Source organism: Cribrihabitans pelagius (assembly GCF_048820915.1).
Taxonomy (GTDB): Bacteria; Pseudomonadota; Alphaproteobacteria; order Rhodobacterales; family Rhodobacteraceae; genus Cribrihabitans_A; species Cribrihabitans_A pelagius.
Genome location: NZ_JBMERR010000001.1, coordinates 229116 through 255132 on the forward strand (window position 1 = coordinate 229116; position 26017 = coordinate 255132).

Annotated in this window: 25 protein-coding genes; 12 read left to right on the forward strand and 13 right to left on the reverse strand. The window is 68.5% G+C overall.

Features of this window, described 5'->3' with window-relative positions; all coding sequences use genetic code 11:
* Positions 1 to 106: 106 nt before the first annotated feature.
* Positions 107 to 559, forward strand: coding sequence for a DUF4399 domain-containing protein (locus tag ACOHX0_RS01050; RefSeq protein WP_420674763.1), 453 nt, complete (start codon positions 107 to 109; stop codon positions 557 to 559).
* Between the two features lie 78 nt (positions 560 to 637).
* Here ACOHX0_RS01050 and ACOHX0_RS01055 read toward each other — a convergent pair whose 3' ends face one another.
* Positions 638 to 2665 (reverse strand): oxidoreductase, encoded by a 2028-nt coding sequence (locus ACOHX0_RS01055; protein ID WP_420674764.1) that lies wholly within the window; start codon positions 2663 to 2665, stop codon positions 638 to 640.
* Between the two features lie 132 nt (positions 2666 to 2797).
* Between ACOHX0_RS01055 and ACOHX0_RS01060 the strand changes: the two genes are divergently transcribed.
* Together ACOHX0_RS01060 and ACOHX0_RS01065 are read left to right on the forward strand one after the other, a co-directional pair.
* Positions 2798 to 3280: an RNA pyrophosphohydrolase gene (locus tag ACOHX0_RS01060; protein WP_420674765.1), complete on the forward strand. Its 483-nt coding sequence runs from the start codon at positions 2798 to 2800 to the stop codon at positions 3278 to 3280.
* A gap of 1 nt (position 3281) precedes the next feature.
* Complete coding sequence (locus ACOHX0_RS01065; RefSeq protein ID WP_420674766.1) at positions 3282 to 3818, forward strand: hypothetical protein; 537 nt, start codon at positions 3282 to 3284, stop codon at positions 3816 to 3818.
* Positions 3819 to 3824: 6 nt separating this feature from the next.
* Here the strand turns inward: ACOHX0_RS01065 and ACOHX0_RS01070 are convergent, their stop codons facing one another.
* Positions 3825 to 4700 carry an EamA family transporter gene (locus ACOHX0_RS01070; RefSeq protein ID WP_420674767.1) on the reverse strand — a complete coding sequence of 292 codons (876 nt, stop codon included), beginning with the start codon at positions 4698 to 4700 and terminating at the stop codon, positions 3825 to 3827.
* An 80-nt stretch (positions 4701 to 4780) separates the two neighbouring features.
* Between ACOHX0_RS01070 and ACOHX0_RS01075 the strand changes: the two genes are divergently transcribed.
* Positions 4781 to 5281, forward strand: coding sequence for a MarR family winged helix-turn-helix transcriptional regulator (locus tag ACOHX0_RS01075; RefSeq protein WP_420674768.1), 501 nt, complete (start codon positions 4781 to 4783; stop codon positions 5279 to 5281).
* 154 nt (positions 5282 to 5435) lie between these two features.
* Here the strand turns inward: ACOHX0_RS01075 and ACOHX0_RS01080 are convergent, their stop codons facing one another.
* Both ACOHX0_RS01080 and nth read right to left on the reverse strand, forming a co-directional pair.
* Entirely contained in the window at positions 5436 to 6425 is a 990-nt protein-coding gene (locus ACOHX0_RS01080; RefSeq protein WP_420674769.1) for an adenosine kinase, read from the reverse strand.
* On the reverse strand, positions 6422 to 7066 hold the full coding sequence (gene nth / locus ACOHX0_RS01085) for an endonuclease III (protein ID WP_420674770.1): 645 nt from the start codon (positions 7064 to 7066) through the stop codon (positions 6422 to 6424). The genes ACOHX0_RS01080 and nth overlap by 4 nt, the downstream gene beginning before the upstream one ends.
* A 182-nt stretch (positions 7067 to 7248) precedes the next feature.
* Between nth and ACOHX0_RS01090 the strand changes: the two genes are divergently transcribed.
* From ACOHX0_RS01090 to ACOHX0_RS01110, 5 genes are all read left to right on the forward strand, one after another.
* Positions 7249 to 8139, forward strand: a complete 891-nt coding sequence (locus ACOHX0_RS01090) for a methylated-DNA--[protein]-cysteine S-methyltransferase (RefSeq protein WP_420674771.1) — start codon at positions 7249 to 7251, stop codon at positions 8137 to 8139.
* A 314-nt stretch (positions 8140 to 8453) separates the two neighbouring features.
* Positions 8454 to 9143: a helix-turn-helix transcriptional regulator gene (locus ACOHX0_RS01095; RefSeq protein ID WP_420674772.1), complete on the forward strand. Its 690-nt coding sequence runs from the start codon at positions 8454 to 8456 to the stop codon at positions 9141 to 9143.
* A gap of 141 nt (positions 9144 to 9284) precedes the next feature.
* Positions 9285 to 9944, forward strand: coding sequence for a YiaD family glycine zipper/OmpA-like lipoprotein (locus ACOHX0_RS01100; protein WP_420674773.1), 660 nt, complete (start codon positions 9285 to 9287; stop codon positions 9942 to 9944).
* 409 nt (positions 9945 to 10353) lie between these two features.
* On the forward strand, positions 10354 to 10896 hold the full coding sequence (locus ACOHX0_RS01105) for an NADPH-dependent FMN reductase (RefSeq protein ID WP_420674774.1): 543 nt from the start codon (positions 10354 to 10356) through the stop codon (positions 10894 to 10896).
* Positions 10897 to 10932: 36 nt separating this feature from the next.
* Complete coding sequence (locus ACOHX0_RS01110) at positions 10933 to 11769, forward strand: HTD2 family dehydratase (RefSeq protein WP_420674775.1); 837 nt, start codon at positions 10933 to 10935, stop codon at positions 11767 to 11769.
* A gap of 262 nt (positions 11770 to 12031) precedes the next feature.
* Here the strand turns inward: ACOHX0_RS01110 and ACOHX0_RS01115 are convergent, their stop codons facing one another.
* Positions 12032 to 13072 carry an NAD(P)/FAD-dependent oxidoreductase gene (locus tag ACOHX0_RS01115; protein WP_420674776.1) on the reverse strand — a complete coding sequence of 347 codons (1041 nt, stop codon included), beginning with the start codon at positions 13070 to 13072 and terminating at the stop codon, positions 12032 to 12034.
* 58 nt (positions 13073 to 13130) lie between these two features.
* Between ACOHX0_RS01115 and mnmC2 the strand changes: the two genes are divergently transcribed.
* The gene (gene mnmC2 / locus ACOHX0_RS01120; RefSeq protein WP_420674777.1) at positions 13131 to 13799 is read left to right on the forward strand and encodes a tRNA (5-methylaminomethyl-2-thiouridine)(34)-methyltransferase MnmC2; all 669 of its coding nucleotides are present in this window, start codon (positions 13131 to 13133) and stop codon (positions 13797 to 13799) included.
* Positions 13796 to 14704 (forward strand): DMT family transporter, encoded by a 909-nt coding sequence (locus ACOHX0_RS01125; RefSeq protein ID WP_420674778.1) that lies wholly within the window; start codon positions 13796 to 13798, stop codon positions 14702 to 14704. Before mnmC2 ends, ACOHX0_RS01125 begins: the two co-directional genes overlap by 4 nt.
* Here the strand turns inward: ACOHX0_RS01125 and ACOHX0_RS01130 are convergent.
* Positions 14678 to 16636 carry a transglycosylase SLT domain-containing protein gene (locus ACOHX0_RS01130; RefSeq protein ID WP_420674779.1) on the reverse strand — a complete coding sequence of 653 codons (1959 nt, stop codon included), beginning with the start codon at positions 16634 to 16636 and terminating at the stop codon, positions 14678 to 14680. The genes ACOHX0_RS01125 and ACOHX0_RS01130 overlap by 27 nt on opposite strands.
* 139 nt (positions 16637 to 16775) lie before the next feature.
* Between ACOHX0_RS01130 and dapA the strand changes: the two genes are divergently transcribed.
* Positions 16776 to 17648, forward strand: a complete 873-nt coding sequence (gene dapA, locus ACOHX0_RS01135; RefSeq protein ID WP_420674780.1) for a 4-hydroxy-tetrahydrodipicolinate synthase — start codon at positions 16776 to 16778, stop codon at positions 17646 to 17648.
* 137 nt (positions 17649 to 17785) lie between these two features.
* Here the strand turns inward: dapA and ACOHX0_RS01140 are convergent, their stop codons facing one another.
* The 7 genes from ACOHX0_RS01140 to ACOHX0_RS01170 all read right to left on the reverse strand — a co-directional run bounded on the left by ACOHX0_RS01140 (position 17786) and on the right by ACOHX0_RS01170 (position 26015).
* On the reverse strand, positions 17786 to 18670 hold the full coding sequence (locus ACOHX0_RS01140; protein ID WP_420674781.1) for a sigma-70 family RNA polymerase sigma factor: 885 nt from the start codon (positions 18668 to 18670) through the stop codon (positions 17786 to 17788).
* Positions 18667 to 19128 (reverse strand): carboxymuconolactone decarboxylase family protein, encoded by a 462-nt coding sequence (locus ACOHX0_RS01145; protein ID WP_420674782.1) that lies wholly within the window; start codon positions 19126 to 19128, stop codon positions 18667 to 18669. The genes ACOHX0_RS01140 and ACOHX0_RS01145 overlap by 4 nt, the downstream gene beginning before the upstream one ends.
* Positions 19129 to 19336: 208 nt before the next feature.
* Positions 19337 to 20224: a dimethyl sulfoxide reductase anchor subunit family protein gene (locus tag ACOHX0_RS01150; RefSeq protein ID WP_420674783.1), complete on the reverse strand. Its 888-nt coding sequence runs from the start codon at positions 20222 to 20224 to the stop codon at positions 19337 to 19339.
* A complete protein-coding gene (locus ACOHX0_RS01155) occupies positions 20224 to 21036 on the reverse strand; it encodes a 4Fe-4S dicluster domain-containing protein (protein WP_420674784.1) in 813 nt (270 codons plus the stop codon). The genes ACOHX0_RS01150 and ACOHX0_RS01155 overlap by 1 nt, the downstream gene beginning before the upstream one ends.
* A gap of 196 nt (positions 21037 to 21232) precedes the next feature.
* On the reverse strand, positions 21233 to 24055 hold the full coding sequence (locus tag ACOHX0_RS01160) for a molybdopterin oxidoreductase family protein (protein ID WP_420674785.1): 2823 nt from the start codon (positions 24053 to 24055) through the stop codon (positions 21233 to 21235).
* Between the two features lie 116 nt (positions 24056 to 24171).
* Positions 24172 to 25257, reverse strand: coding sequence for an acetate/propionate family kinase (locus tag ACOHX0_RS01165; protein ID WP_420674786.1), 1086 nt, complete (start codon positions 25255 to 25257; stop codon positions 24172 to 24174).
* An 11-nt stretch (positions 25258 to 25268) separates the two neighbouring features.
* The gene (locus ACOHX0_RS01170) at positions 25269 to 26015 is read right to left on the reverse strand and encodes a TSUP family transporter (protein ID WP_420674787.1); all 747 of its coding nucleotides are present in this window, start codon (positions 26013 to 26015) and stop codon (positions 25269 to 25271) included.
* Positions 26016 to 26017 lie beyond the last annotated feature (2 nt).

Here is a 26017-nt window from a genome sequence, read left to right on the forward strand (position 1 = left end):
CTTGCAGCAATGCGGGCTAGGTTACCGGGGTGTGCGCCAGCCGGGAGGTAAGCCAGGACGCCAGGCGGGCCGCATCGTGAAGCCCCTCAGCCTGAAAGGACCGCCGATGAGACTTGCTCTTGCTGCCGCCACCCTCCTCAGCACCGCCCTTAGCGCGGCCGCGTCGCTTGGGGCGCAGGAGGCCACGCCTTCGGACCCGGACGCGCGGATCTATTTCATCGCGCCCCGGGACGGCGATACCGTAAGTTCCCCGGTCACCGTGGTGTTCGGCCTGTCCGGCATGGGCGTGGCGCCGGCGGGGATGGAGATGGAGAACACCGGCCACCACCACCTGCTGATCGACCGGCCGCCGCTGGGCGCGGGCGAGGCGGGGGCGGAAGAGCTGCGCCAGGGCCTGCCCGCGGATGGCCATCATATGCATTTCGGCGGCGGCCAGACCGAGGTGGCGCTGGAGCTCGCGCCGGGGGAGCACTCATTGCAGCTGGTGCTGGGGGATGCGGGCCATGTGCCGCATGACCCGCCGGTGACCTCGGAAGTGATCACCATCACGGTGGAGTAACAGCGGCCGTCCGCCTGCCGCGGCTGCGGCATCCGGCGGCGCGGCCGCCGCCGGTAGCAGGCCGGTATCAGGCCGGTATCAGAACGTGGCGGCGAGCCTCGTGCCCTGGTTGATCGCGCGCTTGGCGTCGAGCTCGGCGGCCACATCGGCGCCGCCGACCACATGGGCGGTGATGCCGCGCTCGGCCAGCGCATCGGCCAGCGAGCGTTCGGGCACCTGGCCTGCGCAGAGCACGATGGTGTCGGCCGCGATCAGGGTGGGATTCTCGCGGGCTTCGCCGAAGCTCACGTGCAGGCCCTGATCGTCGATTTTCTCGTAGTTCACGCCGCCGACGAAGTTCACGTCTTTCATCTTGAGCGTGGCGCGGTGAATCCAGCCGGTGGTCTTGCCCAGCCGCTTGCCGTGGCGTTCGGCCTTGCGCTGCAGCAGGGTGACTTCGCGCTGTGGCGGTTCCGGCTGCGGGCCTTCGGGAGCGAGGCCCGCGCGGTGCTCGGCCGGGTCGGCCACACCCCATTCCTTCATCCAGGCCGGCAGGTCGGTGGTGGGGCTATGGCCTTCCTCCAGCAGGAATTCCGAGACGTCAAAGCCGATGCCCCCGGCGCCGATCACGGCGACGCGCTTGCCCACCGGCTTCTTGTGGCGCAGCACGTCGATGTAGCTCAGCACGTTGGGGCCGTCCTGGCCGGGAATGCCGGGGTCGCGCGGGCTGACGCCGGTGGCGATCACCACTTCGTCGAAGCCGGTAAGGTCATCCGCTGCCACCTCGCGGCCCAATTCCAGCGTGATACCGGCATCGGCCACCATGGTGCGGTACCAGGCGACGAGGCCCCAGAACTCCTCCTTGCCGGGCACTTGCTTTGCCATGTTGAGCTGGCCGCCGATCTCACCGGCCTTGTCGAACAGCGTCACATCGTGGCCGCGCTGCGCGGCGGTGAGCGCGGTCGCAAGACCGCCGGGGCCTGCGCCGACCACGGCGACGCGCTTGGCCACGGGGGTTGGCTCGATCACCAGCTCGGTCTCGTGGCAGGCGCGGGGGTTCACCAGGCAGGAGGTCAGCTTGCCGCTGAAGGTATGGTCGAGGCAGGCCTGGTTGCAGGCGATGCAGGGCGCGATGCGGGCGGCGTTGCCGCTTTCCGCCTTGGCGACGAAATCGGCATCCGCCAGCATCGGCCGCGCCATCGAGATCATGTCGGCGCAGCCGTCCGAGAGCACCTCCTCGGCCACTTCCGGCGTGTTGATGCGGTTCGAGGTGATGACTGGAATGCCGACTTTGCCCATCAGCTTTTTCGTTACCCAGGCAAAGGCCGCGCGCGGCACCGAGGTGGCGATGGTGGGAATACGCGCCTCGTGCCAGCCGATGCCGGTGTTGAGAATGGTGGCGCCGGCCTTCTCGATCTCCTGCGCCAGCTCAACGACTTCCTCGTGGGTGGAGCCGTTCGGCACCAGGTCGATCATCGACAGGCGGTAGATGATGATGAACTCGCGGCCCGTCGCCTCGCGGGTGCGGCGCACCACTTCGATGGGCAGGCGCATCCGGTTCTCATACGAGCCGCCCCAGCGGTCGGTGCGCTTGTTGGTATGGGTGACCAGGAACTGGTTGAGGAAATAGCCCTCCGACCCCATGATCTCGACCCCGTCATAGCCGGCTTCCTGCGCCAGGCGGGCGGCGTTCACGATGTCCGCGATCTGCTTTTCGATGCCCTCCTCGTCCAGCTCCTGCGGCGGGAAGGGGGAGATCGGCGATTTCACCGGGCTGGGGGCCACGCATTTCGGCCCGTAGGCATAGCGGCCGGCATGCAGGATCTGCATCGCGATCTTGCCGCCGGCCTCATGCACGCGCTGCGTCACGGTGGAGTGGTTGGCCACATCCTTGGCGCTGGTCATCATCGCAGCACCCGGCAGGACCGAGCCTTCGAGGTTGGGGCCGATGCCGCCGGTCACCATCAGCGCAACACCGCCGCGGGCGCGGGCGGCATAGAACTCGGCCACCCGGTTCCAGTCGCCGGTTTCCTCCAGCCCGGTGTGCATCGAGCCCATCAGCACGCGGTTCTTCAGCTCGGTGAAGCCCAGGTCCAGCGGGCGCAGCAGGTTTGGGTACGCAGTCATGTGGCTCTCCCTGATCTTTGCGCAAGGATTGCGCTGCTCGGGGCGCTTGTCACGGGCAAACGCCGCGTCACCCTCTTGCGTGCCCCTGCGGCAAGAGGTCTAAGGAAGAAAGACCCGCAAAAGGAGTGCCAGATGACGCCGGAAGACATTGCCAAGCTGCCCTACCGCCCCAACGTGGGCGTGATGCTGCTCAATGCGCAAGGCGGCGTCTTCGTCGGCAAGCGCAAGGGCCGTTACAAGGATGCCTGGCAGATGCCGCAGGGCGGGATCGACGAGGGCGAGGATCCGCGCGCGGCGGCGCTGCGCGAGCTGGAGGAGGAGACCGGCGTGGGTTCCGATCTGGTCGAGATCATTGCCGAATCGCGTGGCTGGCTGCCTTATGACTTGCCCGCCGAAGTGGTGCCGTATTTCTGGGGCGGCAAATACCGCGGGCAGGAGCAGAAATGGTATCTGATGCGGTTCCTCGGCCAGGACGATGACGTCAACCTGGAGGCGCATGACGCCGAGTTCTCGGCCTGGTGCTGGCAACCGATTGACAGTCTGGTGCAGAAGATCGTGCCCTTCAAACGGGAGGTTTACGTTCGTGTGGTGGAAGAGTTCAGGGAGTATTTGTGAGATGACATTTGGAAAGTTCTTGCTCTCGGAAAGTTCCGCCCGGCCGGCAGGCCGGGCATTACTGGCGGCGGCAGTGCTGACGCTGTCTGCCAGCCCCGCGCTCGCACTCAGCTGCGTGCCCTGGGGCGTGCAGGACGCCTATCTGGAGGCCGCGGAGTCCGAGCACGTCTACAATGTGATCGCAGGCGCGCTCGCGTTCGACGAGGAGCAGCTGCCGCGGTCGCATTCCGATAACCCCGGCAGTACGCCCGAACTCACCCGCGTCCCGGCGCAGCTTTCCGGGAAGATGCTCGCGGGCGGGGCGTTCTCGGAACCGGTCGATGTGCCGGTCACGCTGGAGGTCGAATGCCTCGGCCCCTGGTGCGGCGGCATCGTGGCGGGGGAGGACCACATCTTCTTTGCCGAGCAGCGCGGCGATGAGCTGGTGGTGCGCGCCAATGCCTGCGGCGGCTGGTCCTTTGCCGACACGCCGAAGGCCCGCCGCCAGGTGCTGAGCTGCCACGGCGGCGGGGAATGCGTGCCGAAGATGCCACGCTAGCACGGCCTACTCGGCGGCCTGCGGCTGGGTCCGGGGCGGCAGGCGCAGCTTGGCTTGGCCCAGCCAGAGGCTGAACAACGCCAGCGCTGCGCCCAGCATCTGCTGCGGCGTAAGCACCTCGCCCAGGAACAGCCCGCCGAGGATCACTGCGCTGAGCGGGCTGAGGACGCCCAGCAGCGACACTGCAGAAGGCTCGATCCGGGCAAGGCCGCGGAACCACAGGATGTAGGTGAGCGCGCCGCCGATCAGGCTCATGTAGGCGAGCCCTGCGATATTGGCGGCGGTGAAGACGGGCATCTCCGGCACCAGCCACAGGGTGGCGGGCAGCAGCAGCAGCCCGCCTGCGGTCAGCTGCCAGGCGGTGAAGGTGAGGGGCGGCACCGGAGGCTGCCACTTGCGGGTGAGCACCACGCCCGCCGCCATCGACAGGGCACCGCCCAAGCCCGCCAGCACGCCCGCGGGATCAAGCCGCGCCGCGGGCGTCAGCACCAGGAGCGCCACGCCCGCAATGCTGAGCAGCGCTGCGGCGACGGCGGCGGGCCGTATCGCATTGTTCAGCACCAGCGCCGAGAGGAATACCACGATCAGCGGCTGCACCGCGCCCAGCGTCGCCGCCACCCCGCCCGGCAGCCGGTAGGCGGACAGGAACAGCAAGCCCCAGAACAGCGAGAAATTCAGCGCCCCCAGCACCATCAGCCGCGGCAGCCAGGTGAGCGGCGGCAGCTGGCGCACCAGCAGCATCAGCAGCAGCCCCGCAGGCAGCGCCCGCAAAAGCGCCACGGTCAGCGGCGAATGGCCGGGCAGGAAGGTAGTGGTCACGATATAGCTGCTGCCCCAGATCGCGGGGGCCAGGGCGGTGAGCAAGAGGTCTCGGGTCTGCATGGCGTTTCTCCAACTGTCTCGATGTCGAGATAATGCGCCGCTATCTTGACGTCAAGATAAAACCTGATAGACCATACCGCATGGACCATGTGGATTTTGTGACCCAGCAATGGGAACGCGAGCGGCCGGACCTCGATGTCACGGCGATGGGAGTGATCGGGCGGGTGGCGCGGCTGTACCTGGCCTATCAGCAGGAGATGCAGAAGACCTTCGCGGCCTTCGGGCTCAATGCGGCGAAGTTCGACGTGCTGGCGACCCTGCGCCGGGCGGGGGCGCCGCATGCGCTGTCGCCGGGGGCGCTGATGCAGGCGGCGATGGTGGCCTCGGGGACGATGACCAACCGGATCGACCGGCTGGCGGCGGACGGGCTGGTGCGGCGGGAGGTGAACCCCGGGGACAGCCGCAGCTTCCTGATCGCGCTGACGCCGGAGGGGCTGGCGCTGATCGACCGCGCCGTCACGGCCCATGTCAAAACCCAGACCCGGCTGCTCGGGGGGCTGGCACCGGTGGAAGTGGAGACGCTGAAGGCGCTGCTGTCAAAGGCGCAGGTCTCGGCGGAGGCAGCGGGCCGCAGCGAGTGACCCGCGGGCGGCTTTGAGGCGGGCCATTGCCCCGGGCGCGCCCGCGCAGGGCGGCAGAGCCGCGCTGCGCCCGGCCCAACGGGAGCTGTCGCGCCCCGCCGGGCGCAGCGGCGACGGGCGGGAGAGCGCCCGCCGCCATCGCTTCAGGACAAGCTCAGAGCAGACCCTGGTCTTTCAGCAGGCCCTTCAGGTCGGTCTGCGGCCGCGGGCCGATGTGGCGGATCACCTCGCCTGCGCAAACGCAGCCGATGCGGGCGCTGGTTTCCAGGTCGCGCCCCGTCGCCAGGCCAAACAGGAAGCCCGCGGCGAACTGATCGCCCGCACCCGTGGCATCGACGGGCGTGATCTTCTCGACGCCCACCTCGATGCGCTGGCCGTCCGACAGCACGATGACGCCATCGCCGGAGCGGGTGCAGACCACCAGCGGGCAGATCGCGGCGGTCCTGGCCAGCGCTTCCTCCAGATCGTCGGTCTCGAACAGCGACAAGATTTCGGCCTCGTTGCCGATCACGTAGTCCAGCGTGTTTTCGATCAGGCCGAGGAAATCGCCGCGGTGGCGCTCGACGCAGAAGGGGTCGGAGATCGCGATGCCTGCCTTGCCGCCGCCTGCGCGGCAGTCGCGCGCGGCCTCCAGGAAGGCGCTCTTGCCCTTGTCCTTGTCGAAGAGGTAGCCCTCCAGGAACATCAGCTCGGCCTTGCCCGCCACGGCATCCGGCACGTCCTCGGAACTCAGCTCGGAGGAAATGCCCAGATAGGTGTTCATCGAGCGCTCGCCATCGGGCGAGACGAAGATCATCGAGCGCGAGGTCGGCAGCTCGCCGCCCGGCACCGGCGGGTTCACGAAGTCGACCCCGTCGCCGTTCATCGCCCCGGCATAAAACCGCCCCAGCGCATCGTCATGCACGCGGCCGATGAAGGCGGATTTCAGCCCCAGCGCACCGGCGCCCGCGATCGTGTTGGCAACGGATCCGCCGGGCGTTTGCACCCGCTCCTGCATCGAGGCGTAAAGCACTTCGCCGCGCTCGCGCTCGATCAGCTGCATAATGCCCTTTTCGATCCCCATGTGGTCGAGAAAGCTGTCGTCGCATTGGCTGATGACGTCGACGACGGCGTTGCCGATGCCGACCAGCTGATAGGTGGTCATAGGTTCTTGTCCTCGTATTGGCACAGGTCGCGGATCAGGCAGGTGCCGCACATCGGCTTGCGCGCCTTGCAGTGGTAGCGGCCATGCAGGATCAGCCAGTGATGGGCGTGCTGCTGGAAATCCACGGGGATGTTGTCTTCGATGGCGCGTTCGACGGCATCGACGTCCTTGCCCGGGCAGATGCCGGAGCGGTTGCCGACCCGGAAGATGTGGGTATCGACCGCCTGGGCCGGGTAGCGCCACCACATGTTCAGCACCACATTGGCGGTCTTGCGGCCGACGCCGGGCAGCGATTGCAGCGCGGCGCGGGAATTGGGCACCTCGCCGCCGTATTGCTCCACCAGGATGCGCGACAGCTTGATAACGTTCTTTGCCTTGTTGCGGTAAAGGCCGATGGTGCGGATGTGTTCGGTGAGTCCCTCTTCGCCCAGATCCAGCATCTTTTGCGGGGTGTCGGCGATCCTGAACAATTCGCGGGTTGCCTTGTTGACGCCCGCATCGGTTGCCTGCGCCGAGAGCGCCACCGCCACCACAAGGGTATAGGCGTTGACGTGCTCCAGCTCGCCTTCCGGTTCCGGCTCGGCGGCCTGGAACCGCGAGAAGATCTCACGCAGGGTGTGGTAGTCGAGTTGCTTGGCCATCGCGTGCGTTAATGCCGTTTTGCCGCGCCCGCCGCAACGCCAAAGCGGCAAAGCGGTATAAAAGCGGTTGCCGGGGCGGGTGCCGCGCGCCGGCGCCGCCGGGCCTGTTACCCGCAAGTTCCGGGTCGATTGCAGCGGAGCGGCGCAGTAGGCTGGAGGGCAGACAGACAGGGAAGACCACGATGAGCACCGGCAGCGCAGAGATCCGCGACCTTGAAACCAGCTACCACTACGGGGTTATGCGCCGCGCCATCGAACTGATCGACGAGGGCGGAGAAGACCTGCCGTTGGAGCAGCTCGCCGCCCGCATGGATATGAGCCCGGCGCATTTCCAGCGGCTGTTCTCGGCCTGGGTCGGGGTGTCGCCGAAACGCTATCAGCAATACCTGCGGCTGGGCCATGCCAAGACCCTGCTGCGCGACCGCTTCACCACGCTGGAGGCCGCCCATGCGGTGGGCCTCTCCGGGTCGGGGCGGCTGCATGATCTGTTCCTGCGCTGGGAGGCAATGAGCCCGGGCGAATATGCCCGCAAGGGCGAGGGCTTGCGGATCTTCTGGGGCTGGTTCGACAGTCCATTTGGCGCCGCACTTGCAATGGGCACGGAAAAGGGGCTCTGCGGGCTGGCCTTTGCCGCCGAAACCGGGGCGGAGGCGGCAATGGCCGACATGCGGGCACGCTGGCCGCAGGCGGCGTTCGCGGAGGAGCCGGCCGCGCTGCGCCCGCTGGTGGAGGCGGCTTTCACCCAGCGCGGCGAGACCGCGCTGCATCTGATCGGCGCGCCGATGCAGATCAAGGTTTGGGAGGCGCTGCTGCGCATCCCTTCGGGCCATGTCACCACCTATTCGGAGATCGCCCAGGCCATCGGCGCGCCCAAGGCGGTGCGGGCGGTGGGCACCGCGGTGGGGCGCAACCCGGTGAGCTGGCTGATCCCCTGCCACCGTGCCCTGCGCAAGTCCGGCGCGCTGGGCGGCTATCACTGGGGGCTGCCGGTCAAACGCGCGATGCTGGCTTTTGAGGCGGCGCAGGACGATGCAGCCGGAGGGTCCGCGGCCACGCCTTCCGCAGCGCGCTGAAGAGCCGCGCCGCCAAAGGCTTCCGCGGCGGCCGGACCGGCGCCGCAGCAGCGCGTTCCTGCGCCTCGAAGCGCTGCCGCGCCAGCTCCCGCTCGATTTGCCAGGCGGTCTGCCGGGGCGGCCGGGTGTCCCAGCGCTCCAGCCCGAGGGTCATCATCACGATCCAGTCATTCGACAGCATGGGGTGTCTCCTTTCCGTGCTATGAACAGGAAAGCAGATCGCTGCTGACATGATGCTGTCAGCATGTTGTGCTAGGGTGTCAGCAGCCTGTCACTGGTCCCGTTGCTGGGGCCCCTGCAACCGGAGCCCCGCCATGCCGCGCACTGGCCGCCTGTTTGAAATCATCCAGATCCTGCGCGCCGCCTCTGCGCCGGTCCGGGCCGAGGATCTGGCGGCGCAGCTGGAGGTCTCCAAGCGCACAGTCTATCGCGACATCGCGGCCCTGCAGGCGATGCGCACGCCCGTGGAGGGCGAGGCAGGCATCGGCTATGTGCTGCGGGGCGGCTACGACTTGCCGCCCTTGAACTTCGACGAGGAGGAGCTGGAGGCGCTGCATGTGGGCCTCGCGATGCTGATCCGCACCGGCGACGGCGCCCTGCAGCGTGCAGCGGCGCGGGTCAGCCGCAAGATCAAGGATGTGCATGCCACCGCGGACTGGCTGCAGGTGGCGCCCTGGGGCGCACCGCAGGACGATCCCGAAAAGGGCTGCGTGCCCAAGGCGCTGTTGCGGCAGGCGGTGCGCGAGAGCCGCAAGCTGGAACTGACCTATCTGGATGCGGCGGGCGGAGAGACCCGCCGCCGGGTGCGGCCCCTGGCGCTGATCTACCACATCGAGGCGACGCTGCTGGCCGCCTGGTGCGAGCTGCGCGGCGGGTTCCGGCATTTCCGCACCGACCGGATGCTGGCGGCGGAGCTTCTGGAGGCGGGCTTTGCCGGCGAGGCGGGCGCCTTGCGCAAGCTGTGGATGGAGCAGGAAAACTGGGATTATGTTTTCGACCCCTGAGCGGCGGCGCAGGCTGACCCTTGCGCGGCAATCCGCCGTACTGGCGCAGCTTTCCCTTGTTATGCGGTCGTTGCCACCCGATATACTTAGCGGCAAAAATTTGAAGCGCAGCAAGCGCCCGAAATGCGAGAAGGCAGTTCTATGATGAAAACGAAACTCACCACCGCAGGTGTGATGGCCGCCGTCCTGGGCCTGAGCGCCTGTACCGATCCCGCCACCGTTGGCACACCGGGCAGCAAGACCCAATCGGGCGCCATCCTCGGCGGCATCATCGGCGCGGGCGTCGGCGCGATCGCCAATGACTCGGATCCTGGCCTTGGCGCTGCAACCGGTGCGCTGGTCGGTGCGGCTGCCGGCGGCGTGATCGGCAACCAGCTGGACGCGCAGGAGCGTGAGCTGCGCCAGACCCTAGCCAATGACCAGATCACCATCGTCAATACCGGCGACCGGCTGATCCTGTCCTTCCCGAACGATCTGACTTTTGCCACCGACAGCTACGCGGTCTCCTCTGCCGTGCAGGGCGATCTGCGCCGGGTCGCGAACTCGCTGGTGCGCTACCCCAACAGCATCGTGCAGGTGATCGGACATACCGACAGCGACGGCGATGCCGCCTACAACCAGCGCCTGTCCGAGCGCCGCGCCCAGGCGGTTGCCGATCAGATCCAGGCTGGCGGTGTGCCTTACAACCGCCTGCGCATCATCGGCCGCGGCGAGGAACAGCCGGTGGCGTCGAACCTCAACCCCTCCGGCAAGGCGCGGAACCGCCGGGTCGAAGTGGTGGTGATCCCGCAGCAACGCTGATCCTGCCGGTCTTGAGAGATGTACAGGCCCGTCCCGGTTCCGGGGCGGGCTTTTTCTGTTTGTGACAGACCCTGTACAACAACGGACACTGGCCAAGGGTGTTGCAGTCTCCCGGCGCGGGACAAGAAAAAGCCCGCCGCGCCTCGCAGACGCGCGCCTGCGCAGCGGCGATCTGGCTGAGGATTGGCGTGCCCTCAGGAGGATCTGCGGGTGCGGCTGGGATAAACTGCCAGTCAGGCCCGTTCGGATCGCCGCCGCGCGCGCCGGCGATGCGCGGCTTCTCCTTTGCTGAAAGGGGCGGCCGCACAGAGTCTGCGCGCCGATACCCGGTTCCGGCGGGCGGCCGGCTCGGGCATGATGGCGGCAACTGCCGCGCCGCACAGGGCGGCTCCGCGAAAGGATGTTTGCCATGGCCGAACTCGTTCTGCTGACCCTCTCCGGCTCGCTGCGCCGCGAATCGTGCAACCGCAAGCTCCTGCGCGAGGCGGCGCGGCTGTTCGGTCCGGCCGATGTGCTGGCGGGCGATCTGAACCTGCCGCTTTACGATGGCGATGCGGAGACCGCGGACGGCATCCCGGAGCCGGTGGCGCGGCTGAGGGAGCAGATCGCGGCGGCGGATGTGATTGCGATCTCGACTCCGGAATACAACAAGGGGCCGTCGGGGGTGCTGAAGAACGCGCTCGACTGGGTGAGCCGCACCGAGGGCAACCCCTGGTTCGACAAGCCGGTGGCGGTGATGTCGGCGGCAGCGGGCCGGGCAGGCGGCGAGCGCGCGCAGATGGTGCTGCGCGGCTTTCTGGTGGCCTTCCAGCCGCGGCTGCTGACCGGGCCGGAGATGCATCTGGCCGATTGCTCGAAACAGTTCGGCGAAGACGGGCGGCTGGTGAGCGAGCGCTACGAGAAGACACTGTCCACGCTGATGGGCAAGCTGCGCGCCGCCCATGAGAGATGAGGTTGCCTGACGCGCGGGGGCCGCTAGGGTGGCGGCATGACCAGCCCGGATGAGACCGCCCCCGCCGCTTCCCAGCGGGAAACCTGCCTGAGCGACGTGATGGACCCGGCCCGCGCCGCCGCCTTCCAGACGGCGCTGGGGCTTCAGCCGGATATCGCCAAGGGCAGTGTGTTGCCGCCGTTCTTCCATCAGCTCTATTTCTGGACGCCGCTGCCGCCCGCCGCGCTGGGCCGGGACGGCCATCCGCGGGTCGGCGGCGGCGGGCTGATCCCGGACCTCGGCCTGCCGCGGCGGATGTGGGCTGGCGGGCGGCTGCGGTTTGCGCAGCCCTTGCGCGCGGGGCACAATGCAGAGAAACGCTCGGTGCTGGAAAAGGCCGGGCGGAAGACGGGCCGCAGCGGGCCTCTGGGCTTTGTCACATTGCGGCACGAGATCCGGCAGGCAGGCGCCTTGTGCCTGACCGAATGGCACGATCTGGTCTACCGCGAGGATCCCGAGCCAGGCGCGCCTGCCCCGGTGCCGCCGGCGGCGCGGACGGACGAGGCGGAGGCGCGGGCGGCCGCTTACTCCTCCGCGCTGCTGTTCCGCTATTCGGCGCTGACCTTCAACGGCCACCGCATCCACTATGACCTCGACTACGCGCAGGGGGTGGAAGGCTACGGCGGGCTGGTTGTGCATGGGCCGCTGCTGGCGCAACAGCTGATGCTGATGGCGGAAGAGGCGCTGGGACCGTTGGCAGAGTTTTCCTTCCGCGCCACCTCGCCCTTGATGCATACCGAGCGCGCGGAGCTGTGCCGTCAGGGCCGGGATTTCTGGGTGCGCGGGCCGGACGGGCGGGAGTGCATGCGGGCGGAGGCGGTGGCGAACGGGTGAACGGGCGCCCTCCCGCGCCCCAAGCGGCCCCTGCGGGGCAGATTAGGGGCTTGGGCCGGGCGCCGCTGCGCGGCGCAAAAAGGGAAGTGCCGCCGCTGCGCGGCGGAAGGATTTGCTGAGAAGCGCTTGAGGGGCAGGGATGCCCCTCAAGGCGCCTGGCCGATTGTGGGGCGCCCTTTGCCGCGTCAAGGGTGGACCGCGCGTGCCGCGCGGCGGCTGCGCCGCCCTTGACCCGGCAAAGGGCTGGAAGGGGGCGCGGGCCTCAGAGGTTGTCTTCGACGCGGAAGCCTTCGGGGATGTGGTCTTCGCCGTCGAGCAGCAGGCCGGCCATCACATGCGCCACTTTCGGCGCCATGCCGAAGCCGATCTTGAAGCCGCCGTTGGCGATGAAATGGCCCGCGCGGCCGGGCCAGGGGCCGAGCATCGGGGCGCGGGATTTGGCGCGCGGGCGCACACCGGCCCAGCGTTCCATCACCTCGGCACCGTGCAGGATGGGCACCGCGGCGCGGGCGCGCTCGATCACGTCGTCGAGCTGGGCGTCGGTCTCCTGCCCGTTATCAAAGTCGCGCTCGCTGGTGGAGCCGATCGCCAGCGTGCCGTCGGCGTGCGGGATGATGTGCAAGCCCTCGGCGTAGAGCTGCGGGACGTTGCCTTCGTGGAAACGCAGGAGCGCGGCCTGGCCCTTGACGCCGCCGCCCACGGTCTTGCCGAAGGCCCGGTTCAGCTCCAGGAGCCCGGCGTGGCCCTTGGCGTGCACCACGAGGCCTTGATCCGGCGCCTCGGGCAGGACTTCGATCCCCATCACCGCAAGCGCCGCCACCAGCGCGGCGCAGGCACGGCGGGGGTGCATGCGGGCGCTGAGCGTGTCGCGGATCACGAAGCCGGTGGCGCTGGGCGGCACCCAAGGCCCGAGGCTGCCGGACCGGCAGACCTGCCATTCGGCGGCGTCTTTCCAGAACGCGCGGGCAGTTCCCTCGCGCTGATGCGCCAGTTCCAGCGTGCGGGCGTCGTTGATCGGCTGGAGGCGGCCGGTGCGGCCGTAGCCGGGGGAGACGCCGCCTGTGGCCTCAACCTCGGCCCAGAAGCTTTCGGCCATCAGCAGGCTTTCGAGCTGGAACTGCTTCTTGGGGTTCCAGTTCTCCGGCACATGCGGGGCAAGCGCGCCGACCAGCCCGCCGCTGGCCCCGGCACCGGCGCCATAGGGGTCCACCACCTGCACCTTCGCGCCGCGCCGGGCGCAGACCCAGGCCAGCGACAGGCCGAAGATGCCCGCGCCGCGTATCGTCACTTCCGCCATTGCCATTTCGCGGTCCTTTCGCCAGTCTCGCCCCCGTTCACCACATCACTTAGGGGATTATAACATGGCAGACCAGCAGGCCCGCCTCAGCTGGCGCGATGGCACGGTGCCGGTGTCGGAGCGGTTCGACGATCCCTATTTCTCGATCCACGACGGGCTGGCGGAGACCGGGCATGTGTTCCTGGCGGGCAACGGGCTGCCTCAGCGGTTTCAGTCCGGTTTTCACATTGCCGAGCTGGGGTTTGGCACTGGGCTCAACATGCTGGCGGCTTGGCGGGCGTGGGAGGCATCAGGGCAGGAGGGGCCTTTGCGCTTCACCAGTTTCGAGGCATTCCCAATGGCGCCCGCAGACATGGCGCGCGCGCTGGAGGCGTTTCCGGCGGTCGGACCTTACGCTGAGCGGTTTCTGGACAGGTGGCAGGGCAGCGGCACCTGCGATCTGGGCAGCCTGCAACTGGAGGTGATCACAGGCGACGCCCGGGTGTCGCTGCCGGAGTGGACAGGGCGGGCCGATGCCTGGTTTCTGGACGGGTTTTCGCCGGCCAAGAACCCCGAGCTTTGGGAGCAGGGCCTGCTTGCGCAGGTGGCCCGCCACACCCGGCCCGGCGGCACCGCGGCCACCTATGCGGCGGCGGGTTTCGTGCGCCGCGGGCTGGCGGCGGCGGGATTTGAAGTGACCCGCGCGCCCGGCTTCGGGCGCAAGCGGCATATGACGAGGGCAGAACTGCCATGACCATGTCCCCCCAGGGCCAGATCCTGGCCCAGCCCAAGGTGCAGACCAACAACGTGCCCGCGGGCATCCTGCTGATGATCGCGGCAACCGTGGTCTTTGCCCTGCAGGACGGTATCTCGCGGCATCTGGCGGGGACTTACAACACCTATATGGTGGTGATGGTGCGCTACTGGTTCTTTGCCGCTTTCGTGGTGCTGCTGGCGGCGCGCACCAAGGGCGGCATCCGGTCGGCGGCGCGCACGCGCCAGCCGGGCTTGCAGGTCTTCCGCGGCGTGCTGCTGGCGGCGGAAGTCTGCGTTGCAGTCTACGGCTTCACCCTGCTGGGGCTGATCGAGAGCCAGGCGGTGTTCATCTGCTACCCGCTGCTGGTCGCGGCGCTCAGCGGGCCGGTGCTGGGCGAAAGCGTCGGCTGGCGGCGCTGGGCCGCAATCGGTGTCGGGCTGGCCGGTGTGCTGGTGATCCTGCAGCCGGGCATGGGGGTGTTCGATCCGGCGGCGGTGATCCCCTTCATCGCGGCGCTGATGTTTGCGCTCTACGGGCTGCTGACGCGCTATGTGGCGCGCCAGGACAGCACCGCCACCAGCTTCTTCTGGACCGGCGTCTCCGGCATGGTCTTCATGTCGGCAATCGGTATCTGGTTCTGGGAGCCGATGGCCGGCCGTGACTGGCTGTGGATGGGTCTCCTGTGCATCACCGGCGCGGGCGGCCATTGGCTGCTCATCAAGTGCTACGAGATGGCTGAGGCCAGCGCAGTGCAGCCTTTCGCCTATTTCCACCTGATCTGGGCGGCGATCCTGGGGATGTCGGTCTTTGGCGAAGTGCTCCGCACCAATGTCGCCATCGGTGCGGGGATCATCATTGCCGCGGGGCTGTTCACCCTATGGCGCGAACGCATGAAGGGTTGAGCCCGCAAGCTCGCGCGAGAAGGGCTGCGGCATTGGCGGTTTGCCGAGCCGGGCCCGGTAGGCGGGCAGGCTTTCGGTGACGCGCATCACGTAGTTGCGGGTCTCGTTGAAGGGAATGTGCTCGATCCAATCGACGATGTCCGGGGCGCCGTCACGCGGGTCGCCGTAGCGCTCCATCCAGGCCTTGGGGCGGTGCGGCCCGGCGTTGTAGCCCGCCGCCATCATCACCACGTTGCCGCCGAACTCGCCCGCGAGCTGCGCCAGGTAATTGGCGCCGAGCTTGGCGTTGTAGTCCCAGTCCGCGGTCAGCCGGGAGGTGCGGTGGCCCGCCAGGATGCCGAGTTGGCGCGCCACCAGCTCGGCGGTGGCGGGCATCACCTGCATCAGCCCCCGGGCGCCGGCATGGCTCACTACCTTGTGGTCGAATTCGCTTTCACGGCGGGCAATGGCCAGCGTCATCTCTTCGGCCATCGGCAGCTTCTGGGCGGCCACCGCGTGCAGCGGGTAATAGGCGTTCTCCAGTTCGATGCCGGAGCCGGCGGCGCGCTTGGCGATCATCACCGCCAGATGCGGCTCGCCCAGGTCGGCCGCCATCTGGCCGAGCTGGCGCGCCTGCAGCGGCGGCAGCGATTCGACGAGATGGGTGAGGAAGCGTTCGGCCTGGTCGAGATCGCCCGCTTTCAGCAGCAGCAGCCCCGCCTTCAGAACCGAGGATTGCATGAAGGACGCCTCGCGCCAGTCCGGCAGCTCGGGCGGGCTGGCCAGCGCCGGGTCGAAGGGGCGGCCCAGCTTCTCGGCCGCAAGCAGCCCGTAGAAGGAGGTCTGGTAATCGGCGGCCTTGGCATAGGCCTCATGCGCCTTTTCCACCTTGCCCTGCGCGGCATAGGCGCGGCCCAGCCAGTAGCCGCCGCGCCCGACCGAGATCGGGGTCTCCACCGCGTCGAGAAAGCGGTTGAAATGCACCGCCGCCAGCTCCGGGTCGCGCAGCTTCTGGAGCGCGATATAGCCGGCCAGCCACTCGCAATCGGCATAGCCGTAGCCGTCCTCGGGGGCGGCGAAATGATAGGCGGCGAGCTGGTAGGCAGCCTCGTTGTCGCCATCGCGCATCAGCTGGCGGGCAAAGTCGCGGCGGCGGCGCAGCCATTTGCCGGGCTCGCCCAGGGTCCCGGCCGAAGTGCTGCGGTCCAGTATCAGGGCGATGGCGTCGTCCTGGCGGCGCTTGCGGTCGCGCCAGGCAAAACGGTCATAGGCGAGCCCCGGCGCGTCCTTCAGCGCATCGGGCACCTCCGCGATGCGCCCGTCCACACCCAGCTCCTGGTCCTGCAGCGCGATGCGCGCCTCGGCCAGTCGGCGCTCGCCGTCGGCGACCAGCCCCAGCATGCGGCGGGCGCTGACCAGGTGCCCGTCCCAAAGCAGCCGGTCCAGCCGGGCTGCGTGATGCGGCTTCAGCAAGGCCGCAAAGTCGCGCAGATAGCCGGCCTGCACGGTGCTGCCCATCGCCATGGTGCGCCAGGCCAGCACGATCTCCGCCTCGCCCTCGCCGCGCTGGCCCGCCTCGATCAGGGCGCGGCCAAGGCTCAGTGCGCCCTCGGCGGTCTGCGGCCGGGCGCCGCGGTAGAAGGCCTGCACTGTGACGCGGCCGGTCTCCGCCATCACCGGCTCGTTCTGGCGGCGCAGGTAGCCGAGCCCGGGCCAGTCGGCGCGCCGTTCCAGGAAGGACATCACATCGGCGGGTGAGCCCATGCCCGCCCGCAGCCGGTGCCATTCGATCACATCGCGCGCGGCGCTGTCTTCGGGGCCGGCGTTCTGGGCGGCCTGGTCCCATTTCTCGGCCCGCATCAGGTCGAGCGCAGTGCCAAGGCCGCCCGCCTGCGCGGGCAGGGGGGCCGCCGCCAGCAGAATCGGCAGAATGAAGGGCAGGATGCGTGTCATCTCTTGCATTTTCCAGCAGTCCGGGGATAGAGGCATGATCGTTACTGAATGGCGGGCCGGTATCAACTCGAAATTGCCGGCTCTGCCCCCCTTGACGGCGGCGGATTGCCGCTCACACCCGCAGCTTAGGAGCGTGCCCATGTTCAAAGGCTCTATGCCGGCCCTCGTCACCCCGTTTCAAAACGGCGCGCTGGATCTGGATACGCTCAAACACCTGGTGGAATGGCAGATTGCCGAAGGCTCCAGCGCCCTGGTGCCGGTCGGCACCACCGGCGAAAGCCCGACGCTGACCCATGAAGAGCACGAGATCGTGGTCGAGGAAGTGGTCAAGGCCGCGGCAGGCCGGGTGCCGGTGATCGCCGGCGCGGGCTCCAACAACACAGTGGAGACGATTCGCTTCGTCGAATTCGCCGAGAAGGTCGGCGCCGACGCGGCGCTGGTGGTGACCCCCTATTACAACAAGCCGACGCAGCGCGGCATGGTGGCCCATTTCACCGCCGCGCATGACTGCGCCGGGATCCCGATCATCATCTACAACATCCCGCCGCGTTCTGTGGTCGACATGACCCCCGCCACTATGGGCGAGCTGGCCAAGCTGCCGCGTATCATCGGGGTGAAGGACGCGACCGGCAAGCTGGAGCGGGTGAGCCAGCAGCGCGCCGCCTGCGGTCCGGATTTCGTGCAGCTCTCGGGCGAGGATGCGACGGCGCTCGGCTTCAACGCCCATGGCGGCGTCGGCTGCATCTCGGTCACCGCCAACGTGGCGCCGCGGCTCTGTGCCGAGTTCCAGGCCGCCACGCTCGCGGGCGACTACAAGAAGGCGCTGGAATACCAGGACCGCCTGATGCCGCTGCACGAGGCGATCTTCATCGAGCCGGGGCTGGCGGGCGCCAAATACGGGCTTTCCAAGCTGGGCCTGTGCAGCGAAGAGGTGCGCCTGCCGCTCACCCCGCTGATGGACAGCACCAAAGCCGCGATCGACGCCGCGATGGCACACGCGGGCCTCTTGTAATCCAGCCCCGCTCCGAAACTAGAAGGGCGGCCTCCCACCAGAGCGCCGCCCTTTTCATTACTTTCTGACCCGAAATACCCCGGGGTGAATTGCCCCGCAGGGGCAAGAGGGGCAGCGCCCCTCCCAAACCGGCGGTTCTACCCCAAAGCCGCCGCCAGATGCCGGGTCTTGTCCGGATTGCGGGTCACGTAGATGCGCCGGATGCGCCCGCCGCGGATCTCCAGCGCCATGGCCTGGACCATCCCCTCCGGCTCCAGGCTGAGGATCGCGGGCAGGCCGTTCAGCATGCAGAACCGCCAGCGCTCCGGCAGACCGGTCCCGAGCTTGCGCGCAAGCCCGGCGGAGAGCCGCATCACCTTGGCGCGGCCGCGGATCGGGTTGTACGCTGCCATGACCTTGCCGCCGCCGTCGCTCACCAGTTCCGCGTCCCGCGCCAGCAGCCCGGTGAGCGCGGCGGTGTCGCCGGTCTTGGAGGCGCGGAAGAAGGCTTCGGTCAGGGCGCGGGCGTCCTTTAGCGGCACGGTCGCGCGGGGGCGGTCCGCCTGCACGTGGCGGCGGGCCCGCGCGGCGAGCTGGCGGCAGGCGGCGGGGCTGCGCCCGAGCGCCTCGGCCACTTCATCGTAGGTGTCGCCAAAGACGTCATGCAGCAGGAAGGCAGCGCGCTCCAGCGGTGTCAGCCGCTCCAGCGCCAGCAGCAGCGCGACCGAGACATCGTGGTCCAGCCGCTCGGCCGGATCCTCGGTCAGGAGCGGTTCGGGCAGCCAGGCGCCGGTGTAGGTCTCGCGCTGCACCCGGGCGGATTTCAGCTGATCGAGGCAGAGCCGCGTCACCACCCGCACCAGGTAGCCGGTCACCTCCCGGACCTCCCCTTGCGGGGCGGACTGCCAGCGCAGGTAGGCCTCCTGCAGGATGTCTTCGGCATCCGTCACGCTGCCCAGCATGCGGTAGGCGACCGCGAAAAGCCGCGGCCGCGCCATGAGGAACGCCTCGGCGCCCCGGTCTTCCGTTGCCTGCTGGCTCACGCGGCACTCGCCTCCCGGGCCGCAGGATGCGGCGTGCGGAAGCCGATGGCAATGCGGTTCCAGCTGTTGATCGCTCCGATCAAGAGCGTCAGCGCAACCTGCTCGCGGGGCGCGAAATGTTCGGCCACAACCGCGTAGTCCGCATCCGGGGCGCCGGTTTCGGCCACTAGGGTCAGCGCCTCGGTCCAGGCCAGGGCGGCGCGTTCGCGCGCACTGTAGAGCGGGCTTTCGCGCCAGGCGGGCAGCAGTTGCATCCGGTCCTCGCTTTCGCCGCTCTTGCGGGCGTCATGGCTGTGCATGTGGATGCAGAAGGCGCAGCCGTTGATCTGCGAGGCGCGCAGCTTGACCAGTTCGGTCAGGCTGTGCTCGAGCCCTGAGGTTTTCAGCAGCTCCTCCTGCTGCAGCATCGGCTGGAAGAGATCGCCCGCAGTGGCAAATTGGTCGAGACGCTGGGTCATCTGTCCTGTTCCTTTTTTCGGTGTCACGGAAACAAGACGAGGCAGGCCCGCGGTTTGTGACAGGGGGCGTGCCGATTTTTTCCGGCACCGTGTGCATTTGCCGCAGCCGGGCATTGCCGCCGCGTGGGAGCGCGCCGGCGCTGCGCGGCGGGCTTCGCCCTTGTTCCGCGCTTTGGAACCGGGCGGCGGGGGTGCAGCCGAGGGCTTTTCAGCGCTTGCCGTAATAGAGACCGACCACGTGCTCGGCCTCGGCAAAGAACAGCCAGCGGGAGGCGGCGACGCCCGCCATGTGCGACAGCACCGCCAGCGCGGCCAGCAGGTGTTTGACCAGCACTCCGCCAGCGGGCAGCAGCAGGAGGGCCAGCGGCAGGGCAAAGCCGAAGGCAAAGGCAATCACCCGCAACTTCTGCGCGTGGCGGCGGCCCACCACATGCACGAATTCGCGCAAGAGGTAGTTGCTGCCGGTGTGCGGCGGCTCGAAGGCACGCACGGCGCCGCGCTCCCCTAGCCCGGTGGCAGTGCCAATGGTGGTGCCCGAGCGCGCAAGTGCTGTGTCGCCGCGCATCCAGCAGGCCAGTTGCAGCGCGCCCGCGATGGCCAGCAGCCAGGGCGCCAGTGCCTCGCGCCCGGCCAGCAGCGCACCGCCGGCCAGCGACAGGCTGAGGAACAGCGCCGGGGTCAGCCCTGTGTTCCAGCGCGGCACAGCCTTCAGCTGGGTGTAGATCATCGAGGTGGCGAAGACGGTGGCGAGGCTCAAGCCCGCGCCGGCCCAGCCGAGGAGCGTCCAGTGTGTCTCAAGGAAGATGGCGCCGGCCGCGTAGAGTCCCATCACCAGCAGGGCGGCGACAGCCGAGACCCCCTCGCGGCTGAGCCAGCTGGTGCGCCATTGGCTGAAGGCGCGCCAGGCCCGTTCGGGGCGGCCGAGGTGGAAGGTGGAGGCCAGGAGCCCGCCGCCCGCCAGCGCATAGGCAATGGCATAGAAGACAAAGGCAACGCCGCCGGTCACCGCTGGCAGGCCGAGGCCGAGGAAGAACAGGAGCCCGAAGCCGAGGCCGGAGAGCACGGTGAAGAGAATGACGGAAGGGGCGGGATGCATCAGGTCTTGTCTCCGGGGGCAGTGTCACCCGAGGTGTCGCCGCTGGGCAGCTTGCCAAGCGCCTTGTCGAGCCAGCCGAGGAAGCCGCCGGGGTTCTCATCCACGGGGGCGAGCAGCGGGGCAAGCACATCGGTCTCTTCCGCAAGGTGGTCTTTGGGGCGCGGCGGCAGGTACTTGTTCACGGGCTTGGTGCCCATCTCCGGCATCAGGTCCATGCCGCCGCGCGCCGCCACCAGCTGCGAGACATCGCTGTCCGGATCGCCGAGGTCACCGAAATGGCGCGCGCCGGCAGGGCAGGTGCGCACGCAGGAGGGGACGCGGTCCTCCTCAGGCAGGTTTTCGTTGTAGATGCGGTCGACGCAGAGGGTGCATTTCTTCATCACCCCCGCCGCCAGGTCCAGCTCGCGCGCGCCATAGGGGCAGGACCAGGCGCAGAGGCCGCAGCCGATGCAATGGTCCTCGTTCACCAGCACGATGCCGTCCTCGGCGCGCTTGTAGCTGGCGCCGGTGGGGCAGACAGTGACGCAGGGGGCGTCCTCGCAATGCAGGCAGGATTTCGGGAAGTGGACCAGCTGTGCTGCCGGGGCGGGCTGGATATCGCAGGACGCGGGCTGCACCTCGTAGGAATGCACGCGGTTGAGGAAGGTGCCGGAGGGATCGGCGCCGTAAGGGTCCTGATCGCTGAGCGGCGCGCCGTAGTTTTCGGTGTTCCAGCCCTTGCAGGAAATCACGCAGGCGTGGCAGCCGACGCAGGTGTCGAGGTCGATCACCAGGCCCATCTTGCGGTCGGTGGCGGGGGGGAGCTGGGTCATTGTCTTTGGCCTCCGGTTGGGGCGCGGCGGGGGGAGGGGGCCAGCCCCCTTTTGAGCCTGCGGCTCAATTCACCCCCGGAGTATTTCGGGCAAGATGACAGGCGGAGGAATATTCGCGCGTGGTGTCCGCATCTGGGGTCACGCCGGGGCGCTGCCCCGGACCCCGGGGTATTTCCAGTCAGAAAGGGGTGCGGGGTCATTTCTTTACCTGCCATGCGAGCTGATCGGGGCCGGTGCCGACGGGGGATTCGATGGGCGGGCAGGCGGGCTGGCTTTCCTGCCTGCCGTCCGGCGGGGCGGCTTTTTCGAGTTTCACCTTGAGGTCGAACCAGGCGGCCTGGCCGGTGATCGGATCGGAGTTCGCCCAGCGGAGCCCGTCGCCCTTGGGCGGCAGGAGCTCGTGGATCAGGTGGTTGAGGAGGAAGCCCTTGGTGGCCTCCGGCGCGTTCTCTTGCAGCGCCCAGGCGCCCTTGCGCTTGCCGATGGCGTTCCAGGTCCAGACGGTATTTTCGTTGAGCGCGGCCATCTCCATCACCGGCACGGTGATCTCCCCATGCGGCGAGGAGACCCGGGCCCAGTCGCCGTCCTTCAAGCCATGCTGGCGCATCAGCTTCGTTGGCACGTAGAGCGGGTTGTGGCCGTGCAGCTGGCGCAACCAGGCGTTCTGGCTGCCCCAGGAGTGATACATTGCCATCGGCCGCTGGGTGAGGGCGTTGATGGTGAAGCCATCGTTGCCGGTCTGATCGGTCTCGTACCAGATTGGCAGGGGGGCCATGGCCTGTTTGAGCCGCGCGCGCAAGTGGTCCGGCGGCTGGCGGGAGCCCTCGCCCTCGGCGGCGAGCTGGAACTTGCGCATCGGCTCCACGTAGAGCTGGAACAGGAAGGGCTGCGGGCTGTCATAGAGGCCGAGGCCCACCGCCCAGTCCTGGTAGGCGCGGTTCCAGGGCTTGTAGTAGAGCGCGTCCTCCGGGATGTGTTCGGCGAAGAAGCCGCCGTTCCCGATGTAGCGGGAGAGCTGCTCGGGGTTCACTGCGCCGCGGCCCGTTTTATTGCCGTCCTCGCCGCGGAAACCTGCGAGCGGGCCGATGCCGGGGCGGCGTTCGTGGTTCACGATGTAATCGGCGTAGTCCTTCCACTTGGGGCTGCCGTCCTCCTGCGTGAAGCCCGGCAGGCTCATCCGGTTGGCGAGCTCGATCAGCACCGACTGGAAGCCGCGCACGTCGCGGTCCGGCTCCACCACCGGCCAGCGGATCGCGTCGGCAGCGGCGTCGGCCTCGCAGATCGGGCGGTCGAGAAGGCTGATGCAGTCGTGCCGCTCCAGGTAGGTGGTGTCGGGCAGGATCAGGTCGGCATAGGCCACCATTTCCGAGCTGTAGGCGTCGGAATAGATGATCCGGGGGATCACGTAGCCGCCGTCATCGTTGCGCGCCGTCAGCATCTCCATCACGCCGCCGGTGTTCATCGAGGAGTTCCACGACATGTTCGCCATATACATGAACAGCGTGTCGATCTTGTAGGGATCGCCGGCATGGGCGTTGGAGATCACCATGTGCATCAGCCCGTGCACCGACATCGGATTGTCCCAGGTGAAAGCCTTGTCGATGCGCAACGGGCGGCCGTCCGGGCCGATCTGCAGGTCTTCGGGGCCGCGCGGGAAGCCGAGGTGCGGGCCTTCGAGCGGGCGGCCGGGGCGGCCCTGGCCGTGCGGGGTGGGGTGCGCGCTCACCGGTTTCGGATAGGGCGGCTTGAAGCGGAAGCCGCCGGGGACCTCGACGGTGCCCAAGAGGATCTGCAGCACGTGGATCGCCCGGCAGGTCTGGAAACCGTTGGCATGGGCGGAGATCCCGCGCATCGCGTGCATGGCAACCGGGCGGCCTTTCATCGTCTTGTGGGTCTCGCCGCGGAAATCGGTCCATTTCTGCTCGATCTCGAAGGCCTCGTCAAAGGCGACGCGGGCAATCTCGGCGGCAATCGCGCGGATGCGATTTGCCGGGATGCCGCAGCGCTCGGCCACGGCTTCGGGGGCGTAGTCCGCGCTGAGGTACTGCTCCGCCATGTGGTGGAAGACCGGGCGATGGGTGATGCCGTCTTTTTCATACGTGGCAGAGAGGTCGGGGCGCACGCCGGGCTGATCAAACGGGGTGAGCCGGCCGGTGGTGCGGTCGATGACCAGTTCCTTGCCGTCGGCGTCGCGCAGGAGCAGGCCCTTTTCGGGGCCTTCGGCGGCGTTCACCAGTACCGGCGCGTTGGTGTAGCGGGCGAGGTAGTCGAGGTCGATCTTCCCGGCCTTCATCAGGCAGTGGATCAGCGACAGGACGAACAGCCCGTCGGTGCCGGGCGTGATGCCGACCCATTCGTCCGCCACCGCGTTGTAGCCCGAGCGGATCGGGTTCACGCCAATGACCCGCGCGCCGCGGGCCTTCAGCTTGCCCAGGCCGATCTTGATCGGGTTGCTGTCGTGGTCCTCGGCGACGCCGAAGAGGAGGAACAGCTTGGCGTGGTCCCAGTCGGGCTGGCCGAACTCCCAGAAGGCGCCGCCCATGGTGTAGATGCCCGCAGCCGCCATGTTGACCGAGCAGAAGCCGCCGTGCGCGGCATAATTCGGCGTGCCGAAGTTCTGCGCCCAGAAACTGGTGAAACTTTGCGACTGGTCGCGCCCCGTAAAGAAGGCGAGCTTGTGGGGGGCGGTCTCGTGCAGCTCGTTGAGCCAGCCGACGGCGGTGCTGAGCGCCTCGTCCCAGCTGATCTCGCGGTATTCGCCGGAGCCGCGCGGGCCCACGCGCTTCAGCGGTTTCTTCAGCCTTGAGGGGGCGTTGTGCTGCATGATGCCGGCCGAGCCCTTGGCACAGAGCACGCCCTTGTTCACCGGGTGGTCGCGGTTGCCTTCGATATAGGCGACTTTTCCGTCCTTCATGTGGACGTTGATGCCGCAGCGGCAGGCGCACATGTAGCAGGTGGTCTGGCGGATCTCGTCCGAGACCTTGGGGGAGGTGTCCAGTGCGGGTTGCTGATGCGTCATCTTGCTGTCCGTTTGGCCTCGCGCGACTGTAGGAGATTGCGGCGCGGGCTGCGACTGATTTCCGCCAGATGCGGGGCGTGCGGGATTATCCTCTCTGCGGAGCGGGGGCTCGTAGGTCATTTGTTCCTCTCCAGCAGAGTTTTGGTGTCGCGGGCAATTTGCTGTTCCTCGGCGGCGGGGATCACGCGGGCGGGGACCTCTCCGGCCCAGGCGAGGCGCTGGGTGATGTCGTTGCGGATGGCGGCGGCGTTCTCGCCAATGCCGCCGGTGAAGGCGATGGCGTCGATCCCCTCCATTGCGGCGATCATGGACCCGGCGTGGCGGGCGGCCCAGTAGCAGAAATGGTCGATGGCAAAGCGGGCCGCGGGCGTGTCCGCCGCTTCCAGCGCGCGCATGTCGGAGCTGAGGCCGGAGAGGCCCAGAAGGCCGCTTTCGTGGTTGAGCAGGCGCCGGGCGCCTTCCACCCCCAGCGCTTGCGCCAGATCCAGCACCGCGTTGCCGTCGACGCTGCCTGCGCGGGTGCCCATGGTCAGGCCTTCGAGCGGCGAATAGCCCATGGTGGTGGCCGCCGAGCGCCCCTCACGGATGGCGCAGAGCGAGGCACCGTTGCCCAAGTGCAGCGCCAGCAGCCGTTCGGGCAGGGCGGTGCCGGTCAGCTCGGGCCAGCGGCGCACAAGGGCGGCGTAGCTGATGCCGTGGAAGCCGTAGCGGCGGATGCCTTCGGTCTCCGGCCTGTCGGGCAGAGCGTAGCGCAGTGCAGCTTCGGGGTTCTCCGCGTGAAAGGCAGTGTCGAAACAGGCGACCTGCGGCAGGTCCGGCATCAGTGCCGCCAGCGCCCGGATGGCGGCGGCGTTATGCGGGTTATGCAGCGGCGCGAGGCGGGCGCAGCGGGTGATCTCCTCCAGCACCTCCGGTGTCACCCGCGCCGGGCGGGTGAGGCTTTCGCCGCCATGCACCACCCGGTGGCCCGCCGCCGCGAAGCTGCCCGGGGAGAAGCCTTGGGCTGCAAGCTGTTCCAGCAGCCTGTCGAAGGCTTCCGCGTGGGTAGCGAGTTCCGCCTCCTGCCGCCAGCCGCCCGCGCGCAGTTGCCCAGTGCCGCCGATGCCCGAGGCCTCGGCGCTCAGTCGCGGCTCAAGATCGGGGGTGAAGACCGCCAGCTTGATCGAGGAAGAGCCGGCATTGACGACAAGGATGCTCTGCATGGCTGTCTCCTTCAGGCGGCGAGGCGGGCGATGTTGACGAGCGAAAAGGCGGTCAGCATCAGCACCACGGTGCGGCGGAACTGCGCCTGCGACACCGCGGGGAAGCTGCGGGTGCCCGCCGCGACGCCAAGCGCGAGGATCGGGAAGGCGAGGAGGATGCCGGTGAGCGTCTCGGGTCCCACCAGGCCGTGAATGGCCATCACCGGCAGCGCCATCAGGTCGATGCCGGTGAGGAAGACGATCATGGTGGCGCGGAACACCGCGGGCGGCACCGGCTGGGCGGCGAGGAAGGCCGCAACCGGCAGCCCGCCCACCCCCGCGCTGTTCGCTATGCCCGCGACCGCGCCTGCGCCGATGCTGCCGCGCCGCCCCACCGGGCGTTTCAGCTGCCAGCCGCTGAGCAGTAATAGGGAAAGCACCAGGATCAGGACGGAGATCGCGAGCCGCGCGTCCCCGGGGCTGAGCCGCGCCATCAAGGCGATGGCGGGCAGGGTGGCGATGGCGGCACCGGCCAGCAGCGCTCCGGCGCGGGGCCAGTCCACATGCGCCCGGATGCCGCGCGCCTGCAGGGCGGTCATCGCGATCTCGCAGGCAAAGACCACCGGGATCAGCGGCAGCGGGTTGGTTGTGAGCGCCGCCAGGATGATGAAGATGGCGGAAAAGCCGAAGCCGGAAAAGCCGCGCACCATGGCCGCCGCAAACAGCGCGGCGGCCAGGCAGGCCCCTTGGCCCGTGGAGAGGTCAAAGGGCAGCTCCACGC

Coding starts and splice junctions, on each gene's coding strand:
- ACOHX0_RS01065 (WP_420674766.1), top strand. CDS start 3,282: ATGACATTTGGAAAGTTCTTGCTCTCGGAAAGTTCCGCCCGGCCGGCA.
- ACOHX0_RS01115 (WP_420674776.1), bottom strand. CDS start 13,072: ATGGCAATGGCGGAAGTGACGATACGCGGCGCGGGCATCTTCGGCCTG.
- ACOHX0_RS01105 (WP_420674774.1), top strand. CDS start 10,354: ATGGCCGAACTCGTTCTGCTGACCCTCTCCGGCTCGCTGCGCCGCGAA.
- ACOHX0_RS01125 (WP_420674778.1), top strand. CDS start 13,796: ATGACCATGTCCCCCCAGGGCCAGATCCTGGCCCAGCCCAAGGTGCAG.
- dapA (WP_420674780.1), top strand. CDS start 16,776: ATGTTCAAAGGCTCTATGCCGGCCCTCGTCACCCCGTTTCAAAACGGC.
- ACOHX0_RS01050 (WP_420674763.1), top strand. CDS start 107: ATGAGACTTGCTCTTGCTGCCGCCACCCTCCTCAGCACCGCCCTTAGC.
- ACOHX0_RS01160 (WP_420674785.1), bottom strand. CDS start 24,055: ATGACGCATCAGCAACCCGCACTGGACACCTCCCCCAAGGTCTCGGAC.
- ACOHX0_RS01075 (WP_420674768.1), top strand. CDS start 4,781: ATGGACCATGTGGATTTTGTGACCCAGCAATGGGAACGCGAGCGGCCG.
- ACOHX0_RS01090 (WP_420674771.1), top strand. CDS start 7,249: ATGAGCACCGGCAGCGCAGAGATCCGCGACCTTGAAACCAGCTACCAC.
- mnmC2 (WP_420674777.1), top strand. CDS start 13,131: ATGGCAGACCAGCAGGCCCGCCTCAGCTGGCGCGATGGCACGGTGCCG.
- ACOHX0_RS01155 (WP_420674784.1), bottom strand. CDS start 21,036: ATGACCCAGCTCCCCCCCGCCACCGACCGCAAGATGGGCCTGGTGATC.
- ACOHX0_RS01060 (WP_420674765.1), top strand. CDS start 2,798: ATGACGCCGGAAGACATTGCCAAGCTGCCCTACCGCCCCAACGTGGGC.
- ACOHX0_RS01080 (WP_420674769.1), bottom strand. CDS start 6,425: ATGACCACCTATCAGCTGGTCGGCATCGGCAACGCCGTCGTCGACGTC.
- ACOHX0_RS01130 (WP_420674779.1), bottom strand. CDS start 16,636: ATGACACGCATCCTGCCCTTCATTCTGCCGATTCTGCTGGCGGCGGCC.
- ACOHX0_RS01070 (WP_420674767.1), bottom strand. CDS start 4,700: ATGCAGACCCGAGACCTCTTGCTCACCGCCCTGGCCCCCGCGATCTGG.
- ACOHX0_RS01100 (WP_420674773.1), top strand. CDS start 9,285: ATGATGAAAACGAAACTCACCACCGCAGGTGTGATGGCCGCCGTCCTG.
- ACOHX0_RS01145 (WP_420674782.1), bottom strand. CDS start 19,128: ATGACCCAGCGTCTCGACCAATTTGCCACTGCGGGCGATCTCTTCCAG.
- ACOHX0_RS01150 (WP_420674783.1), bottom strand. CDS start 20,224: ATGCATCCCGCCCCTTCCGTCATTCTCTTCACCGTGCTCTCCGGCCTC.
- ACOHX0_RS01110 (WP_420674775.1), top strand. CDS start 10,933: ATGACCAGCCCGGATGAGACCGCCCCCGCCGCTTCCCAGCGGGAAACC.
- nth (WP_420674770.1), bottom strand. CDS start 7,066: ATGGCCAAGCAACTCGACTACCACACCCTGCGTGAGATCTTCTCGCGG.
- ACOHX0_RS01055 (WP_420674764.1), bottom strand. CDS start 2,665: ATGACTGCGTACCCAAACCTGCTGCGCCCGCTGGACCTGGGCTTCACC.
- ACOHX0_RS01165 (WP_420674786.1), bottom strand. CDS start 25,257: ATGCAGAGCATCCTTGTCGTCAATGCCGGCTCTTCCTCGATCAAGCTG.
- ACOHX0_RS01095 (WP_420674772.1), top strand. CDS start 8,454: ATGCCGCGCACTGGCCGCCTGTTTGAAATCATCCAGATCCTGCGCGCC.